Source organism: Streptomyces sp. Q6, assembly GCF_036967205.1.
Lineage (GTDB): Bacteria > Actinomycetota > Actinomycetes > Streptomycetales > Streptomycetaceae > Streptomyces > Streptomyces citrinus.
Genome location: NZ_CP146022.1, coordinates 4,458,780 through 4,474,565 on the forward strand (window position 1 = coordinate 4,458,780; position 15,786 = coordinate 4,474,565).

The window sequence follows — 15,786 nt, forward strand, 5'->3', positions numbered from 1 at the left end:
GGCGTGCGGGGCCTCGGGTTTCTCTTGCGGCTCTTCACCGTCGAGTCTGGCGCGGCGGAGGGCCGAACGGCTGCTCCTTCGCCAACGAGACCCCGCCATCGGCGATGAACGTTCCCAGGCCCTTGACGCGCCGGATCAGCCCCGCCTCCTTCAGGCGGGCCATGACCTTGTCGGCAGTGGACGTTGCGATGCCGAACTCTGCCGCGAGTTCGGCCACGGACGGGAGTCGGTCTGCCGAGGTGTACCGGCCCAGGGCGATCCGATGCGCGACCGCCGCGGCCACCTGCTGCCACACCAAGTGGGTCCGGTCGATGTCGTAGGTCACGCCAGAAATCCTAATCGGCCTCCATGCTGCGCGCACCCTTACTAATCTCTGGGTACGTGCGGGTACGTGCGGGTACGCGCAGGTATGGAGAGGTGAGATCGCATGGTGGACGACGGCTCGATGGCGTCGGTGAACCCCCTGGTCGACAACGGTTGGGCGCTGCCGACGGAGCGCAGCTTCGCGGACTGCTGGGAGGAGTGGATGGGGTTCGGAACCCGGGAAAAGTCCTCACTCATCCAGTACCGGAGCATCTACAAGCATCACTTCGCGGGATGGTTCGGCTGGAAGCCCGTCGCCGCCATCACCGCGCAGGACATCGGACTCTGGGAGGACGACCAACGGCGGCGGGGCTACGCGGAGTCGGGAATCAGGGGGAGAGCGGTCGTGCTGAAGTCCTTCCTCCGATACTGCTGTGAGACCGGAGCGATCACCTCGTACCCAGGGAAGTCCCCCAAGGTGGGTGGCCGGAAGGACGCGGCCTATCGCGCCGTGAGCCCCACCGAGGTGCCGACCACGTCCGAGGTGATGGCCATCTACGGCGCGATGTGGCCGCATTACAAGTCGACGGTGTGGATTCAGGCGGGATGCGGACACCGGGTCGGCGAAGCACTCGCGTTCTCGGAGTCACACGCTGGTCTGCGCGAAGGCTGGTACTTCATTCAGAACCAACTGACGACCTTTGGTCTGAACGACGGCGCGGGCCGCAGCATTGAGATCAAGAACGAGCCCAAGTGGAGCCGCAGCGGCCGCTGGGTTCCGGTGCCGCCGTCGGTGGCCGAAGTGCTGGATCTCCATCGCCAGACCTGGACGCCCTGGGGGGAGGAGGGGTGGTTCTACGAGTCTCCGGTCTATGCGGGGAGGCACCCGTCGCGCACCCACTACTCGGACAAGTGGCAGGCGGCGGTGGACAAAGCAGGGCTTGTGGCGCGCGGCTATACGCCGAAGAGTCTGCGGCACTACTTCGCCTCGATGGCGCTTGCCGCGGGGGTTCCGCTGTACGAGGTCTCCCGATGGCTCGGACACAGTTCCACCAAGGTGACCGAGAGGTGTATGCGCACCTGGTGGAAGGGGCTGGGGCGCGGATCAGCGACGCGTTTGAGGGTGCGCTGGCTGGTTCGCTCAGGGCGAGGCTGCGGGTGGTGTCTTGAGGGAGCGCGCGCCTGACGGTCCGATTCCGATAAGGAAGGGGCCCGACACTGTCGAACGGTGCCGGGCCCCTTTCGCGTCGGTGCGGGTCGTGCGGGTCAGAACGTGCCGAGCTTGATGATCGAGAGCAGCGCGATCAGCTGGATCGCCGATGCCGCCAGCGCCTTCGGCCACGGCAGGTCGTGGGACTTGGAGACCATCGTGGTGAGCAGCGCGCCGGCCGCGAGCCAGGTCGCCCAGCCGAGGAGTTGCACGAACATCTCGTCGCCGCCGAGGAACATGCCGACGAGCAGGCGGGGCGCGTCCGTCAGGCACGCGATCAGCATCGACATGCCGACCGTGGGCTGCCACGCGCCGTCGCCGCCGAGCTGGCGGGCCAGCGTGTGGGTGACCACGCCGAGGATGAAGAAGCTGATCGTGACGGCGACGCCGGTCGTCAGGACGTACGGGATCGCCGACGACAGGGTGGCGTTGATCACGTCCTCGCGGGCGCCGTCGAAGCCGAAGATCGCGAGCAGTCCGTAGAGGAACGTCACGATGAGGGCCGGGGCCCACATCGCGTAGTCGCGCATCTGGAGGTAGGTGGGCGCCGGGCGCAGCACGATCCCGCTCAGGAGCTGCTTCCAGTGCAGGCGGGGGCCGATCGGCCCGGCCGGGGCCGAGCCCGCCTGGTAGGTGGAGCCCTGGGTGTAGGGGTCGGGGTCGTCGGGGTTCACCGAGAACGCCTGGGTGTGGCCGGGGTTGTTCGCCGCGTACGGGTCGTAGCCGCCCTGGGGGTGGGGTGTGTGCGGGTCGCCGAAGTACTCGGGCTCGCCGTGTCCGCCGTGTCCCCCCTGGGCCCCGTACGCGCCGTGGGCGTTGCCGCCGTTGTTCTGGGGCCACTGCTGCTGGCCCCCGTAGTACTGCGGGGGCGCTTCGCGGTTGTCCCGGCCGCGTCCGTTCCTGAATCCAGCCACGTACTCGAACGTACCTGGTTTTACGGGGGCCGATGCCGGGCCCGGGGGATCGGGCCCGGCATTGCGGCTGAGCTGTGACATCCCTTACGGGGTGGGCCTTAGGGGGCGAGTCACCCGAGGAAGGGGGCGGTGCCGGGCCCGGGGAGCGGGCACGGCACCGGTGGTGCGGGGGGAACTGCTGCTCGGGGAGCGTCAGTTGGCGGCGTTGCCGCCGAAGATCGGCTGGCCCGCGGTGTCGACGCCGACGGCGGACGGGGCGATGCCGCGGGAACCGGTGGTGGTGATCTGCGTGCCGTCGGACGGCAGGTAGGTCAGCGCGCCGTTCCCGGTGTTCTCGTAGTACGCGGCGACGGTGAGGTCGGCCTTGCCGTCGTTGTTGACGTCGGTGAGCTTGACCTCGCTGCCGAAGGAGTCGTCCGTCTCGTCCGAGCCGGGGACGCCGGGCGTGGACTGGGCCAGGAACTGGGTGCCGGACGTGGTGTTGAGGCCGGTGGCGGAGCCGTAGAGGACGGTGACGGAACCGGCGTTGCTGATGCCGTTCAGGTCCTCGCCCATGGCGCCCACGGCGAGGTCGGCGTAGCCGTCGCCGTTGATGTCGCCGAGGGAGAGTTCGCCGCCGAATCCGTCGCCGCGCTCGGAGCCGCCGGGGACGTTCCCGGTGTTCTGGGTGACGTTGGCGAAGGCGCCGGGGCCCGTGGTGGAGCCGTAGCTGACGTGGACCTGGCCGCCGATGACGGACTCGGGGACGGAGGGCTCGGAGTCGCCGGACTTGGCGGGGTCCCAGTCCTGGCCGGTGACGATGTCGCCGAAGCCGTCGCCGTTGATGTCGCCGATGCCGGTGATGACGCCGCGCTTGAGCTCCTTGGCGCCGGTCATGGTCAGGCCGGAGGCGGAGCCGGGGACGTAGTAGTTCGTGTTCCAGCCGTAGTCGCTGTCGGTCTCGTAGCCGTCGACGACGAGGTCGGTCTTGTTGTCGCCGTTGACGTCACCGGCGAACAGCATGAGGGGGCCGGTGGGCACGCCGCTCTGGATGTTCGGCTTGATCGTGTACCGGCCGCCCGCCGTGCCGGACTTGGAGATCCCGCCCTTGAAGACGTAGACCGTGCTGGCGGACGAGCCGACGGCGAGGTCCTCGACGCCGTCGCCGTCGAAGTCGCCCGCGGCGAGGGTCCGGCCCCACCGGTCGTGCGAGGAGACCGCCGGGTCGGCGAGGGTGGTGCCGCTGGTCAGGCCGGAGGCGGAGCCCCACAGGATGGCGACGGTGCCGCCGTCGGCGTCGGTGCCGACCTTCTCGTGCTCGGCGGAGACGGCGAGGTCGTCGTAGCCGTCGTGGTTGAAGTCGCCGTAGGCGCTGACCCAGCCGAACGCGTCGTTGGTCTCGGAGGTGCCCGGGATGCCCGTGGTGTTCTGGCTGATGGTGGCGCGCTTGGTGGAGGTGATGCCGCTCGCCGAGCCGTAGAGGGCGACGATCTGGCCGGCGCCCTTCTGTCCGGCCACGGTGGCGTTCCCGGCGGAGAAGGCGACGTCGCCGTAGCCGTCCCCGTTGAAGTCGGCCTCCTGGTGCGTCATCGAGTCGGCCGCGCCGGCGCTGCCCGCGGAGGCGGCGAGCAGGCCGCCGGTGACGGCGGCTGCGGTGGCCGTCGCGGTGGCGAGGCGGATGCGGGTCGGGGAGGGGGTGGGGAGGCGTCTGTGCTTGCCCATGTGGTGGCTCCTGCGGGAAGAGGGGGATGTCTGGCGGACATCCCGTCGGCGGAGTGCCGTTTGGCACGCGTTTGCCGGGAGTTGTCCCGGACGCAGCCCGCCGGTTGGCGAACAGGAGACACCTGGTGTGACGCGATGGTTGTACGGGGCAGGTGAGTTTTGCGCGGTCTTGGTGATGGGGTCAGCGGGGTGTGAACTGCGTGGTGCTGAAGGTGAGTTGCGGGGCGGCTGCCAGCAGGGTGGATGTGGCGCTGCCGGGCAGGACCACCACGGAGTCCTTGCCGGGTGAGGCGTCGGAGGTGCGCTGGAGGACCACGTCGTCCCGGCCGTCGCCGTCGAAGTCCGCCACCGCGACGACGCGGCCCGTGCCCGGTGATCCGGCGACCGGGCGGGTGCCGCCGCCGACCAGGCGGATGTCGGTGCCGTCGCCCGAGACGACGAGGTCGGTGCGGCCGTCGCCGTCGAGGTCGCCCGTGTCGAGCGCGCTGCCGTCGACCCGTACCGTGCGGGCGGCGGCGCCCTGGCCCGCGTAGACCTTGAGGCCGCTCGGGGTCAGGACGGCCGTGCCGAAGTCGCCGAACGCCGCGTCGGTGCCCGCCGGGTAGGCCGCGCCGGGGCGGCCGGGTCCGGTGGGGCCGCCGAGGACGACGGCCGAGCGGGCGGTGCCGTTGTGGGCGCGGACCAGGACGTCGTCGGCGCCGTCCGCGTTCACGTCGGCGGCGACTGCCGGAACGTTTCCTGAGGACTGTGCGACGCGGGGCGTCCCGCGCGACGCGCCCGCGCGCGTGAACGGGCCCGGGAGGTACGTCAGTCGGCCGCCGCTCGCGTGGACGACGAGGTCGTCCTTGCCGTCGCCGTCGAAGTCGCCGCACACCGGCTGGTCCGGCCAGTCGTTGCCGAAACGTGCCTGCGCGGGGATGCGGAGCTTCACGCCCTGCCCGGCGATCCCCTTCGGCGAGCCGAACAGGAGCTGGAGCGGGACCGGGGGCATGCCCTGGCCGTCGTAGGGCGGGTCCGTGGAGACGACCAGGTCGGAGAAGCCGTCCGCGTTCAGGTCGCAGGCCGCCTCGGAGCCGAACGCCGCCGGGGTCTGCCCCTTCGTCGGCGCCGCGTACTTCGCCGGGGACAGCAACTGCCGTGCCGCGGGCACCAGTCCGTGCTTCTTCTTCCCGTAGACGATGCCGATGCCGGGGTCGTCGCCGCCGTCGTCGTGCGCGAGGTCGTCGAGGACGAGGTCGGGGGCGCCGTCGCCGTTGAAGTCCGGGGTGCCGGCCGGGGGCGTGGCGCCGGTGCCGCGCGGGATCGGCTGCGCGGCGGCGACGGCGTCCTTGTTCGCCAGTGCGACGGGGCTGTGCGAGGCGGCGGCGTCCGGCGGGGAGGCGCCGCCGCAGGCGGTGAGCGTGGCGGCGAGCAGCGCGGCGCCCAGTGCCCCGGCTCGGCAGCCGTGTCTGTGTGTGCCCGTTGTCGCCATGTCCCGCCCCGCCCCGCCGTCAGCCGTATTCCGTATGCGAACTGTGTCCTGCGGTTCATGATGCCGACGGGGCGGGGGATCGTTAAGGGGCGGGAGGTGCCGGGTTGGTCACGTTCACCGCCCGCCGCCCGGTCCGGCCGCTCAGCGCAGGGTGGTGCCGAACCGGATGCCCGCGCTCGGGAGTCCGAAGTCCGCGCCGTTGAAGGACGTCGCCGACGTCGTCGTCAGGTACGGGGAGCTGCCGCGCAGCACGGTGACGGCGCCCGCGTCGGCCTTGGTGCCGATGTCCTCGCCGGACGCGCCGATCGCGAGTTCCGCGCGGCCGCCGCCGTTGATGTCCTTGAAACGCAGCGACGAGCCGAACGCGTCGCCGGTCTCGGCGGTGCCGGGTACCCCGGTGGTCGCCTGGTGGTAGGCGCGGCCCGTGGTGAGGGAGCCGGTCCTGCCCTTGAGGACGACGACGGAGCCGGTGCCCTTGATGCCGTCGACGGTCTCGCCGGGCGCGCCGACGGCGACGTCGTCGCAGCCGTCGTTGTCGAGGTCGCCGACGGCGACGGACGCGCCGAAGCGGTCCTCGGTCTCCGTCGCGCCGGGCACGTCACCGCTGTCCTGGGTGACCTTGTCCATGCCCTCCATCTCGTCGCCGAAGATGGTGGAGCCGCCCCAGAACACCCAGATCGAGTTCTCGTCGGCCTGTCCGGTGACCAGGTCGGGGTAGCCGTCGCAGTTGACGTCGCCGGTGGCGGCGGCCTCCGTGGTGGAGCCGGTGTAGTTGCCGTCGATCTGCCCGGAGTAGTAACCGATGTCGCCGGCGCCGCCGTTGACCCAGCCGGTGTACGGGCTGCCGTCGGCGTGTTTGCCGTAGAGGACGTACGTGTACGTCTCGCCGACGCCGACGCCGTGGAACTGCGCGGCCGTCTGCCCCTCCAGGGTCACGTCGTCGGGGACGAACTCGACCTCGGGCGCGTACGCGGTCGCCGGTGTGCCGTCCCCGTACCACCACCACTTCTTGGCGCTCACGACGGACAGCTGGGCCCAGTCGTCGCCGTCGAGGTCGACGAAGACGGTGCCCTCGCCGAACCGTTCGTCGTCGGCGGTCGGCGCGTGGTAGACCTGCGCGCCGTGGGTGAGGCCGCCGGAGCCGCCCCACATGACGGTGACGGCGCCGGACGCCCAGTCGGCGACCTGCTCGCCGGGGGCGCCGATGATCAGGTCGGCGTAGCCGTCGTGGTTCACGTCGCCGCTGGAGACGTTCTCGCCGAACTCGTCCTCGGGCTCGGTGACACCGGGGACGCCGGCGCTCTCCTGCGTGACGGTGACGGACCTGGCGGGACCGGCGCCGGAGGCCGAACCGTAGGTGATCGTCACGGAGTTGGCCTTGGGCGTGCCGATGGCGAGGTCCCGGTACCCGTCGCCGTTGTAGTCGTCCTTGAGGGTGCTCGCGGCGGACGCGGTCCCCGCGAGGGGGAGGGTGAGGCCGCCTGCGGCGAGGGCGGCCACACCTATGGCGACGGCCAGCTTCCTGATGCGCACGGTCAACTCCAGGGGGAAGAACGGATGTTGCGTCGGTTCACTGGTGTGACGCGTGGGGCTGGGCTGGTGGTTGTACGCAGGACGCCGCGAGTTCACCGTCCGTCGGCCGGGGTGCGGCTCACCCCCACGTCCGTGGTCGCGAAGGGGGCGGTCCGGGAGGCGGACGGGCCGTCGGCGCCGCCGTGCAGCACCAGGTACATGTCTGTGCGGCGCTCGTGCGGGGGCAGGAAGAGGGCCACGTCGTCGCGGCCGTCGCCGTCGCTGTCCTTGACGAGGAGATCGGCCAGGCCGTCGCCGTCGCCGTCGGCGTCGCCCGCGTCCGGGGAGTGGCGGCCGTCGGTGATCGGCCCGTTGGCGAAGTCGTGGGTGTCCGGGACGGGCGCCTCGGCGAGCTGTCCCTCGGCGGTTTCCTCGCGGCTGAGCAGCGCGGCGCACGGGGGCGTCGTCTCGTCCTCGTGGTCGACGCAGTGGTTCGACAGGAACACCCGCGCGCCCGTCCCCGTCGAAGTCGGCGGTGGTGGCGGACTCCGGAGCGACGTGCCCGTCCTCGCCGGGGTCCAGGCCGACCGTGCGCGCAGCCGCGTGTTCCGTACGGGATCGCGGCTTTGTGTGGCCGATTCGTGGCCGGTTCCCCCGTGGCGGACGACGGACCCCGCCCTCCGCGCGGTGCGGAGGACGGGGTCCGTGGGTGGGACGGGGGCCGGACTACTTCACCGGCTCCGGCTCCGGGGCGTCCGCCGACTCCTCGTCGCCCGCCGGGTCGACCGGCGTCCTGACGGAGTCGAGCAGCAGCTGCGCGACGTCGACGACCTGGATGGACTCCTTGGCCTTGCCGTCGTTCTTCTTGCCGTTGACCGAGTCGGTCAGCATGACGAGGCAGAACGGGCAGGCGGTGGAGACGATGTCCGGGTTGAGGGAGAGGGCCTCGTCGACGCGCTCGTTGTTGATGCGCTTGCCGATCCGCTCCTCCATCCACATCCGCGCGCCACCGGCGCCGCAGCAGAAGCCCCGCTCCTTGTGGCGGTGCATCTCCTCGTTGCGCAGGCCCGGGACCTTGCCGATGATCTCGCGCGGCGGCGTGTAGATCTTGTTGTGGCGGCCCAGGTAGCACGGGTCGTGGTACGTGATGATGCCCTCGACCGGCGTGACGGGGACGAGCTTGCCCTCGTCGACGAGGTGCTGGAGCAGCTGGGTGTGGTGGATTACTTCGTAATCACCGCCGAGCTGCGGGTACTCGTTGCCGATGGTGTTGAGGCAGTGCGGGCAGGTCGCGACGATCTTCTTCGCCGACTTCGGCTTGGCCGACTCGGGGACGACCTTGCCGTCGTCGTCGAGCTCCTCGCCGAACGCCATGTTGAGCGCCATGACGTTCTCCTGGCCGAGCTGCTGGAACAGCGGCTCGTTGCCGAGGCGGCGGGCGGAGTCACCGGTGCACTTCTCGTCGCCGCCCATGATCGCGAACTTGACGCCCGCGATGTTGAGCAGCTCGGCGAAGGCCTTGGTGGTCTTCTTCGCGCGGTCCTCCAGGGCGCCGGCGCAGCCGACCCAGTAGAGGTACTCGACCTCGGTGAGGTCCTCGATGTCCTTGCCGACGACCGGCACCTCGAAGTCGAGCTCCTTGAGCCACTCCAGGCGCTGCTTCTTCGCCAGGCCCCAGGGGTTGCCCTTCTTCTCCAGGTTCTTGAGCATCGTGCCCGCCTCCGACGGGAACGCGCTCTCGATCATCACCTGGTAGCGGCGCATGTCGACGATGTGGTCGATGTGCTCGATGTCGACCGGGCACTGCTCGACGCAGGCGCCGCAGGTGGTGCAGGACCACAGGACGTCGGGGTCGATGACGCCGTTCTCCTCGGCGGTGCCGATGAGGGGGCGCTCGGCCTCGGCGAGGGCCGCCGCGGGGACGTCCTTGAGCTGCTCCTCGGTCGCCTTCTCCTCGCCCTCCATGGACTTGCCGCCACCGGCGAGCAGGTACGGGGCCTTGGCGTGCGCGTGGTCGCGCAGCGACATGATGAGGAGCTTCGGGGAGAGCGGCTTGCCGGTGTTCCACGCGGGGCACTGCGACTGGCAGCGGCCGCACTCGGTGCAGGTGGAGAAGTCGAGCAGGCCCTTCCAGCTGAACTGCTCGATCTGGCTGACGCCGAAGGTGTCGTCCTCGCCCGGGTCCTCGAAGTCGATCTCCTTGCCGCCCGAGGTCATCGGCAGCAGGGCGCCCAGCGACACGTCGCCCCGCGCGTTCCGCTTGAACCAGATGTTCGGGAAGGCGAGGAAGCGGTGCCAGGCGACACCCATGTCGGTCTTCAGGGCGACCGTGATCATCCAGATGAAGGAGGTCGCGATCTTCAGGCCGGCGAAGAAGTACGTGAGGTTCTGGAGCGTGGAGGTGTCCATGCCCTCGAACCAGGAGACCACCGGGTACGAGATGAAGAACGACGCCTCGTAGCTGTCCACGTGGTGCTGGGCGCCTTCGAGGGCGTGCAGCAGGAAGATGCAGACGCCGACGATGAGGATGACGGCCTCGACGAAGTACGCCTGGCCGAAGTTGGAGCCGGCGAACCGGGACTTGCGGCCCGGCTTGCGCGGGTGGGACAGCTGGCGGACGACGATCAGGACCGCGATCCCGATGACCGTCAGGGTGCCGATCAGCTCCACGAACATGTTGTACGGGGCCCACTCGCCGACGATCGGCAGCAGCCAGTCGGCCTGGAAGAGCTGGCCGATGGCGTTGACGATCGTCAGCAGCAGCGAGAAGAAGCCCACCGCCACGAACCAGTGCGCGACACCGACGATGCCCCAGCGGTTCATCCGGGTGTGGCCGAGGAATTCCTTGGCCACCGTGACGGTGCGCTGCACCGGCTCGTCGGTGCGGGTGCCCGCGGGCACGTTCTGGCCGAGCCGCATGAAGTTGTAGATCTGAAGGAGGGCGCGGACGAACAGGGCCGCGCCGACCACGATCGTAACCAGCGACACGATGATCGCGGCGAGTTGCATTTGAGGGCTCCTCGGGCCTGCGAGGGGAGTCTTTGAGGACGGCTGATGAGGGGTCGGGATTCCCATCAGCCTGATTACTAAGCGGTAACTTATGTAGTCCGTCTGAGACTACCCACTTACGGAGACGCAATGTAGTCGTCGCGTTCGTGATCTGCGTCGCTGAGGCAACCCTCACGGCGCCGCGCGCGGCTGATCAGGGTCGTTCCGGGGTGCGGTCCGGTGGGTCCGACGCCAAAGCAGATCGTGTTATTCGCTCCATATTTGGACATAACGGAATAGCTTATGTAGGGCTCCGGACGGGCGTGCCCCACCGGTGTCACCCCGATACCGCAACTTCACCGAGGGGCCCACGATGACCGCACCCCTGACGTACCTGGTCACCGGAGGCGCGGGCTTCATCGGCTCGCACCTCGCCGACGCGCTGCTCGCGCACGGCCACACCGCCGTCGTGCTCGACGACCTCTCCACCGGCGACCGCACCAACCTGGCCACCGCCTGGCCCGACCCGAAGCTCCGCTTCGTGCGCGGCTCGGTCCTCGACGCGCGGCTCGTCGACGAACTCATGGGCCGCTGCGACCGGGTCGTGCACCTGGCCGCCGCCGTCGGCGCACGGCTCGTCGCCGAACAGCCGCTGAAGTCGTTCACCACGAACGTGCGCGGCACCGAGACCGTCGTCGAGGCCGCGCACCGGCACGGCCGCCCGCTGCTGCTCGCCTCGTCCTGCGAGATCTACGGCGGCAACGGCGCGGGCCCGGTCGCCGAGGCCGCCGACCGCGTCCTCGGCCCGACGACGGTCGCCCGCTGGTCGTACGCCACCGCGAAGGCCGCCGACGAGATCCTCGCCCTCGGCTTCCACCGCGAGCACGGCCTGCCGGTGACGATCGCCCGCCTCTTCGACACCGCCGGCCCGCGCCAGTCGCCCGCCCACGGCGCGCTCGTCCCGCGGCTCGCCGCGCAGGCCGTCGCGGGCCTGCCGCTCACGATCCACGGCGACGGCACCCAGCGGCGCTGCCTCACGCACGTCGCGGACGTCGTCGACGCGCTGCTGCGCCTGCTCGACCACCCCGGCGCCGTCGGCGAGGTCTTCGACGTCGGCAGCGCCGAGGAGACCAGCGTCGGCGACCTCGCGGGCCTGATCGTCGAGCGCGCGGGCTCACCGTCGCCGCTGCGGTTCGTCCCGTACGAGGAGGTGGCCGCGGCCGGCCACGGGTTCGAGGACCCGGAGCGGCGCGTCCCCGACACCCGCAAGCTGCGCGCGCTCACCGGATGGGAACCCCGGTCGGGACTGACCGACATCGTCGACGCGGCGCTCGTCGACGCCGGAGGCGGCTTCCCCGGACCCGGCGCCCCGCTGTCCTTCCCGCCCGCCCCGGCCCGGGTATGAGCGTGCTGTACGGGATCGCGGCCGCCGCGACCGCCCTGCTGCTCGCCGCCGCCCTCACCGCCGCGCTGCGCGTCCTCGCGCTGCGCACGTCCTTCGGTGTCGTACGGCCCGGCGCCCGCACGCCGCACACCAGGCCCGTCCCGCACCTCGGCGGGCTCGCCGTGACGCTCACGACCGGCGGCGTCTCGGCGGCCGGCGCCCTCACCGGGCTCGCCCCGCTCGGCTCCACCACCGCCACCCTGCTGCTCGCCACCGGCGCCGTCGCCCTGCTCGGGCTGCTGCACGACCTGCGGCCGGTGGGCGCGCGGGCGCGGATCATCGTGCAGGCGGGAGCGGCGACCGTCGTCGTGCACGGCACCCAACTCGGCCTGTTCGTCGGTGCGTTGACGGTCCTGTGGATCGTCTTCGTGACGAACGCCTTCCACGTGCTCGACACCTGCGACGGGGCCGTGGGCACCGTCGGCGTCGTCACCTCGCTCGGCCTGTGCGTGTGCGCGGGGGCGGAGGGGACCGGCTCGCTCGCCGTGCTCCTCGGGCTGCTCGCCGCCGCGCTGACCGGGTTCCTGACGTACAACTGGCATCCGGCGCGAATGCTCCTGGGCGGCTGCGGGGCGCTGTCCACCGGGTTCCTGATCGCGTGCGCGGCGCTGCTCGTGAACGCCGGGCACGACGCGCCCGCCTCACCGGCCGCGCTGTTCGCCCTGACCGTCGTGGTCAGCGCCGACGCCGTGCTCGTCCTGGTGTCCCGGCGCAGGGCCGGGCGCGGGCTGCTGCGCGGCGGCTCGGACCACATCGCGCACCGGCTGCGGCGGCTCGGCCTGACCGTGCCCGGGGTCGCGGTCGTGCTCGGCGCCGCCGCCGGGCTCGGCACGGTCACCGGCGTGCTGCTGCACCGGGGCACGGTCGGCGCCTCGGTGGTGTGGTGGCTGGGCGGGGCCGCCGCGGTGGCGGTGGGCCTGCTGCTGCGGGTGCCGGTGTACGCGGCGCGGCGACGGGTGCGCGCCGCCGAGGCGCCCCACTCCGTCGATCTGGTGCGGGGTTGAGAGAGGTGACCGCCACGGCCCGGACCGTGGCCGGCACCGCGGTGAGCGGCCACGGGCGGCCGCACATGTCGTACGCGCGAGGGAGAACGAAGATGATCGGCATCGGCCGGACCGCTGAACTGGTGCGCCAGCTCACCCATTACGAGATCGACCTGGTGCTCGACTCCGGAGCGCACCACGGCCGCTTCGGGCGCGGCCTGCGCCGGGCCGGGTACCGGGGACGGATCGTCTCCTTCCAGCCGTTCGGCGGGCCGCGCGCCAAAGTGCGCCGTCTCGCCGCGCGGGACCTGGAGTGGAGCGTGCTCCCGTACGCGCTCGGCGAGCGGGACCGCCAGTGGACCCGGCGGCTCGACGGGGTGTGGGAGGACGTCGTGGCGCCGGGCGAGCGGGTGCTGCTCCAGGTCGACCACGTGCCGGAACTGCCCGAAGTCCTCGCCGGCGCAGGGGAGTTCGGGGACGACCTGACCCTCGTACGGTCGGGGGAGGTGTTCGCGTGAGGATCGCGTTCGTGCACCGTCGCGGCGGCGACGACGAGGCCGTGCTCGGCCAGGCCGCCGCCCTCGGCCGCGCGGGCCACGACGTGCACCTCGTCGCCGCCGACGCCGACGACCTGCGCCGCACGCCCGGATACGCGACCGCCCGCCGTACCGTCACCGTGACGACCGGGCACGGCGGAGACCCGGTGGCGGCGCTGCGCGCGCTGCGCCCCGACGTGGTGCACGTCCACCACGTCTCCGCCGACCCCGGCCGCTCCTGGGTCGCCGACTGGACCGGGCCGCTCGTCGCCACGCTGCACGACCACCACCCGCCGTGCGCCTCCGCCGGCCTGCACCGGGACGGCCGCTACGGCGGCTCACGGGGCGCGAGACTGCCCCTCGCGTGGGCGTCGCGGGGCGGGACCGCCGACGACCCGCTGCTGCGACGGGCCGACCGGCTGATCGTGCTGTCCGAGACGAGCCGCGCCCGGTACACGCGGGCCGGTGTCGCGCCGGAGCGGCTCGCGCTCGTGCCGCACTTCGTGCCCGACGGCACCCGCGGCGCCATGCGCCCCGAGCCGGTCTGGGTCTACGCGGGGCGGCTGGCCCAGGAGCAGGGCATCACCGAACTCCTGCGGCGCTGGCCCGCCGGGCAGCGCCTCGACGTGTTCGGCGGCGGGCCCCGGGAACGCGAGTGCCGGGCCGCGGCCCCGGACTCCGTGACGTTCCGCGGGGTCGTGGAGCACGCCGGCCTCGTCCGGCGCCTCGGCCGCTACCAGGGCCTCGTGCTGCCCGGCCGCTTCGACGACGGCCTCCCGCTCGTCTACTCCGAGGCGCTCGCCGCGGGCCTGCCCGTCCTCGCCTTCGACGGCTCCCCGACGGCCCGCACGGTCCGCGCCGAGGGCACCGGCACGGTCGCCTCCTGGGACGCCTCGCTCCCCGCGGCCCTGCGCGCCGCGTCCCTCGTGTTCCCCACCCTGCGCGCGCACTGCCGTGCGCGGTACGAGGAGACGTACGGCGAGACCCAGTGGGTGACCGGCACCGAGCGGCTGTACGCCGCCGTGGTGCGGGCCGGTGCGCGGGAGTTCGCGTGAGGGGCGCGCGGGGCACCGTCCCCCACGACCGCCTGGGCGCCCGCGCCCTGGCGGCCGCCCGCGACGCCGTCACCGCCGAGCAGGTGCGGGAGCTGCGGACCCGGCACGGGCTCACCCCCGGCCTCACCGGCCTCTACGTCGGCGGCCTCGACGCCGCACAGCGCGTCCCGTTCCTGCTGGCCGCCGCCGACGCCGTGGCGGACCGGCTGCCCGGGTTCCGGCTGCTCGTCGCCGGTGACGGGGAGCGGCGCGCGGCGGTCGAGCGGCACGGGCCGCACGTCGTGTCCGTGGGCCCGGTCGACGGGCCGGACAAGGCGCTGCTCGGCGCGGCGGCCGACGTGATGCTGATGCCGGGCCTCGTGGGGCCGTGCGCGGCCGACGCGTTCGCGCTGCGCACGCCGCTGGTCACGACGCGGTGGCCGGTCCACGCCCCCGAGTTCGGCTGTCTGGATGACGGCCGCAACGCCGTCGTCACCCCCGACGACCGGGGCGCCTACGCCGACGCGGTCGCCGAACTCCTCACCCGGCCACGCCGGTTGGCGTGTCTGCGCCGGGCCTGCCGCGCCGACGCGCAGCGGTTACCGGCCGAGGACGCGGCGGCTCGGTCCGGGCACGGCGTGGAAGGGGTCCTGCATGGCACTACGTGATCTTGTCCCGTCCCGGCCCTGGGTGCGGCGCACCCTCCTCGGCGTCTGTCTGCTCCTGACGGTCGCGCTCGGCGCGGGCGCCTGGGCCTACGCCCGCCTCGACGGCAACATCCGCACCGACGAGGCCACCGACCAGGCCCTCGACGCCGACCACGGCAGACGGCCCGCCGCGCTCAGGTCCGGTGCGCAGAACATCCTGATCATGGGCTCGGACATCGAGGCCACGAAGGACAGCCAGCGCTCCGACACGACGATGCTGCTGCACCTGTCGGCCGACCGGAAGCGGGCGGCCCTGGTGAGCGTGCCGCGCGACCTGATGGTCGACATCCCGGCCTGCCGGCTGCCGGACGGGGAGCGCAGCGAGCCCGAGTACGCCCAGTTCAACTGGGCGTTCGAGCGCGGCGGCGCGGCCTGCGCGATCCGTACCTTCGAGGACCTGACGGACGTCCGCGTCGACCACCACCTGGTCCTGGACTTCACCGGGTTCAAGACGGTCGTGGACGCGCTCGGCGGCGTCGACGTGAAGGTGCCCGAACGGATGAAGGTGCCCCACGGCGACCTCGTCCTGCACAAGGGCGAGCAGCACCTGAACGGCGCCGAGGCCCTCGTCTTCGTACGCGGCCGTACCGGCGTCGGCGACGGCAGCGACCTGCAACGCATCGAGCGGCAGAAGGAGTTCGTGCGGGATCTGCTCGGGCAGGTGCGGGAGGCCGGGCTGCTCGACCACACGACCCGGCTCTACCCCGTCCTGCACGCCGTCACGTCGGCGCTCACCGCCGACAAGGGGCTCGACTCGCTGAGCGAGCTGTACGGGCTCGCGGAGGGCGCGGGCCAGGTGCCCGAGGGGCGGACGGCCATCGTCACCGTTCCGAGCGTGGAGCACCCCGACTACTGGGGGCGCTACACACCGGTCGAGGACCAGGCCGAGGCGCTGTTCGACGCGCTGCGCGAGGACGAGCCGCTGCCCGCGCACCTCTACAACGCGTACGACCCGGACAACGACGAGCTGTGACAGGGGAGTC

Annotated in this window: 14 protein-coding genes; 7 read left to right on the top strand and 7 right to left on the bottom strand. The window is 72.1% G+C overall.

Annotated elements, in window-relative coordinates; genetic code table 11:
• Nucleotides 1-34 precede the first annotated feature (34 nt).
• A complete protein-coding gene (locus V2W30_RS20820) occupies nt 35-325 on the bottom strand; it encodes a winged helix-turn-helix domain-containing protein (protein WP_338698602.1) in 291 nt (96 codons plus the stop codon).
• A 102-nt stretch (nt 326-427) separates the two neighbouring features.
• Between V2W30_RS20820 and V2W30_RS20825 the strand changes: the two genes are divergently transcribed.
• Nucleotides 428-1,489: a site-specific integrase gene (locus tag V2W30_RS20825; RefSeq protein ID WP_338698604.1), complete on the top strand. Its 1,062-nt coding sequence runs from the start codon at nt 428-430 to the stop codon at nt 1,487-1,489.
• Nucleotides 1,490-1,569: 80 nt separating this feature from the next.
• Here the strand turns inward: V2W30_RS20825 and V2W30_RS20830 are convergent, their stop codons facing one another.
• The 6 genes from V2W30_RS20830 to V2W30_RS20855 all read right to left on the bottom strand — a co-directional run bounded on the left by V2W30_RS20830 (nt 1,570) and on the right by V2W30_RS20855 (nt 10,120).
• On the bottom strand, nt 1,570-2,508 hold the full coding sequence (locus V2W30_RS20830; RefSeq protein ID WP_338698606.1) for a Yip1 family protein: 939 nt from the start codon (nt 2,506-2,508) through the stop codon (nt 1,570-1,572).
• 111 nt (nt 2,509-2,619) lie between these two features.
• On the bottom strand, nt 2,620-4,128 hold the full coding sequence (locus tag V2W30_RS20835; RefSeq protein ID WP_338698608.1) for an FG-GAP and VCBS repeat-containing protein: 1,509 nt from the start codon (nt 4,126-4,128) through the stop codon (nt 2,620-2,622).
• Nucleotides 4,129-4,309: 181 nt separating this feature from the next.
• On the bottom strand, nt 4,310-5,599 hold the full coding sequence (locus V2W30_RS20840; RefSeq protein ID WP_338698610.1) for a VCBS repeat-containing protein: 1,290 nt from the start codon (nt 5,597-5,599) through the stop codon (nt 4,310-4,312).
• 141 nt (nt 5,600-5,740) lie between these two features.
• On the bottom strand, nt 5,741-7,132 hold the full coding sequence (locus V2W30_RS20845; RefSeq protein ID WP_338698612.1) for an FG-GAP repeat protein: 1,392 nt from the start codon (nt 7,130-7,132) through the stop codon (nt 5,741-5,743).
• A 92-nt stretch (nt 7,133-7,224) separates the two neighbouring features.
• A complete protein-coding gene (locus V2W30_RS20850; RefSeq protein WP_338698614.1) occupies nt 7,225-7,617 on the bottom strand; it encodes a hypothetical protein in 393 nt (130 codons plus the stop codon).
• 220 nt (nt 7,618-7,837) lie between these two features.
• On the bottom strand, nt 7,838-10,120 hold the full coding sequence (locus tag V2W30_RS20855) for a 4Fe-4S dicluster domain-containing protein (RefSeq protein ID WP_338698616.1): 2,283 nt from the start codon (nt 10,118-10,120) through the stop codon (nt 7,838-7,840).
• Nucleotides 10,121-10,472: 352 nt separating this feature from the next.
• Between V2W30_RS20855 and V2W30_RS20860 the strand changes: the two genes are divergently transcribed.
• Genes V2W30_RS20860 through V2W30_RS20885 form a run of 6 tightly spaced genes read left to right on the top strand, consistent with a single transcriptional unit; the run spans nt 10,473 to nt 15,776 of the window.
• On the top strand, nt 10,473-11,504 hold the full coding sequence (locus V2W30_RS20860; RefSeq protein ID WP_338698618.1) for an NAD-dependent epimerase/dehydratase family protein: 1,032 nt from the start codon (nt 10,473-10,475) through the stop codon (nt 11,502-11,504).
• Complete coding sequence (locus tag V2W30_RS20865; protein WP_338698620.1) at nt 11,501-12,547, top strand: MraY family glycosyltransferase; 1,047 nt, start codon at nt 11,501-11,503, stop codon at nt 12,545-12,547. Before V2W30_RS20860 ends, V2W30_RS20865 begins: the two co-directional genes overlap by 4 nt.
• A 5-nt stretch (nt 12,548-12,552) precedes the next feature.
• Nucleotides 12,553-13,044: a hypothetical protein gene (locus V2W30_RS20870; RefSeq protein WP_338698622.1), complete on the top strand. Its 492-nt coding sequence runs from the start codon at nt 12,553-12,555 to the stop codon at nt 13,042-13,044.
• A complete protein-coding gene (locus tag V2W30_RS20875; RefSeq protein WP_338698624.1) occupies nt 13,041-14,117 on the top strand; it encodes a glycosyltransferase family 4 protein in 1,077 nt (358 codons plus the stop codon). The genes V2W30_RS20870 and V2W30_RS20875 overlap by 4 nt, the downstream gene beginning before the upstream one ends.
• Nucleotides 14,114-14,764, top strand: a complete 651-nt coding sequence (locus V2W30_RS20880; RefSeq protein ID WP_338698626.1) for a glycosyltransferase — start codon at nt 14,114-14,116, stop codon at nt 14,762-14,764. The genes V2W30_RS20875 and V2W30_RS20880 overlap by 4 nt, the downstream gene beginning before the upstream one ends.
• Complete coding sequence (locus tag V2W30_RS20885) at nt 14,751-15,776, top strand: LCP family protein (protein ID WP_338698628.1); 1,026 nt, start codon at nt 14,751-14,753, stop codon at nt 15,774-15,776. The genes V2W30_RS20880 and V2W30_RS20885 overlap by 14 nt, the downstream gene beginning before the upstream one ends.
• Nucleotides 15,777-15,786: the final 10 nt, after the last annotated feature.

What these genes read in the sequence shown, in the direction of transcription:
- V2W30_RS20835 (WP_338698608.1), bottom strand. Translation starts at nt 4,128, where the DNA reads ATGGGCAAGCACAGACGCCTCCCCACCCCCTCCCCGACCCGCATCCGC.
- V2W30_RS20830 (WP_338698606.1), bottom strand. Translation starts at nt 2,508, where the DNA reads ATGTCACAGCTCAGCCGCAATGCCGGGCCCGATCCCCCGGGCCCGGCA.
- V2W30_RS20840 (WP_338698610.1), bottom strand. Translation starts at nt 5,599, where the DNA reads ATGGCGACAACGGGCACACACAGACACGGCTGCCGAGCCGGGGCACTG.
- V2W30_RS20865 (WP_338698620.1), top strand. Translation starts at nt 11,501, where the DNA reads ATGAGCGTGCTGTACGGGATCGCGGCCGCCGCGACCGCCCTGCTGCTC.
- V2W30_RS20855 (WP_338698616.1), bottom strand. Translation starts at nt 10,120, where the DNA reads ATGCAACTCGCCGCGATCATCGTGTCGCTGGTTACGATCGTGGTCGGC.
- V2W30_RS20860 (WP_338698618.1), top strand. Translation starts at nt 10,473, where the DNA reads ATGACCGCACCCCTGACGTACCTGGTCACCGGAGGCGCGGGCTTCATC.
- V2W30_RS20885 (WP_338698628.1), top strand. Translation starts at nt 14,751, where the DNA reads ATGGCACTACGTGATCTTGTCCCGTCCCGGCCCTGGGTGCGGCGCACC.
- V2W30_RS20825 (WP_338698604.1), top strand. Translation starts at nt 428, where the DNA reads ATGGTGGACGACGGCTCGATGGCGTCGGTGAACCCCCTGGTCGACAAC.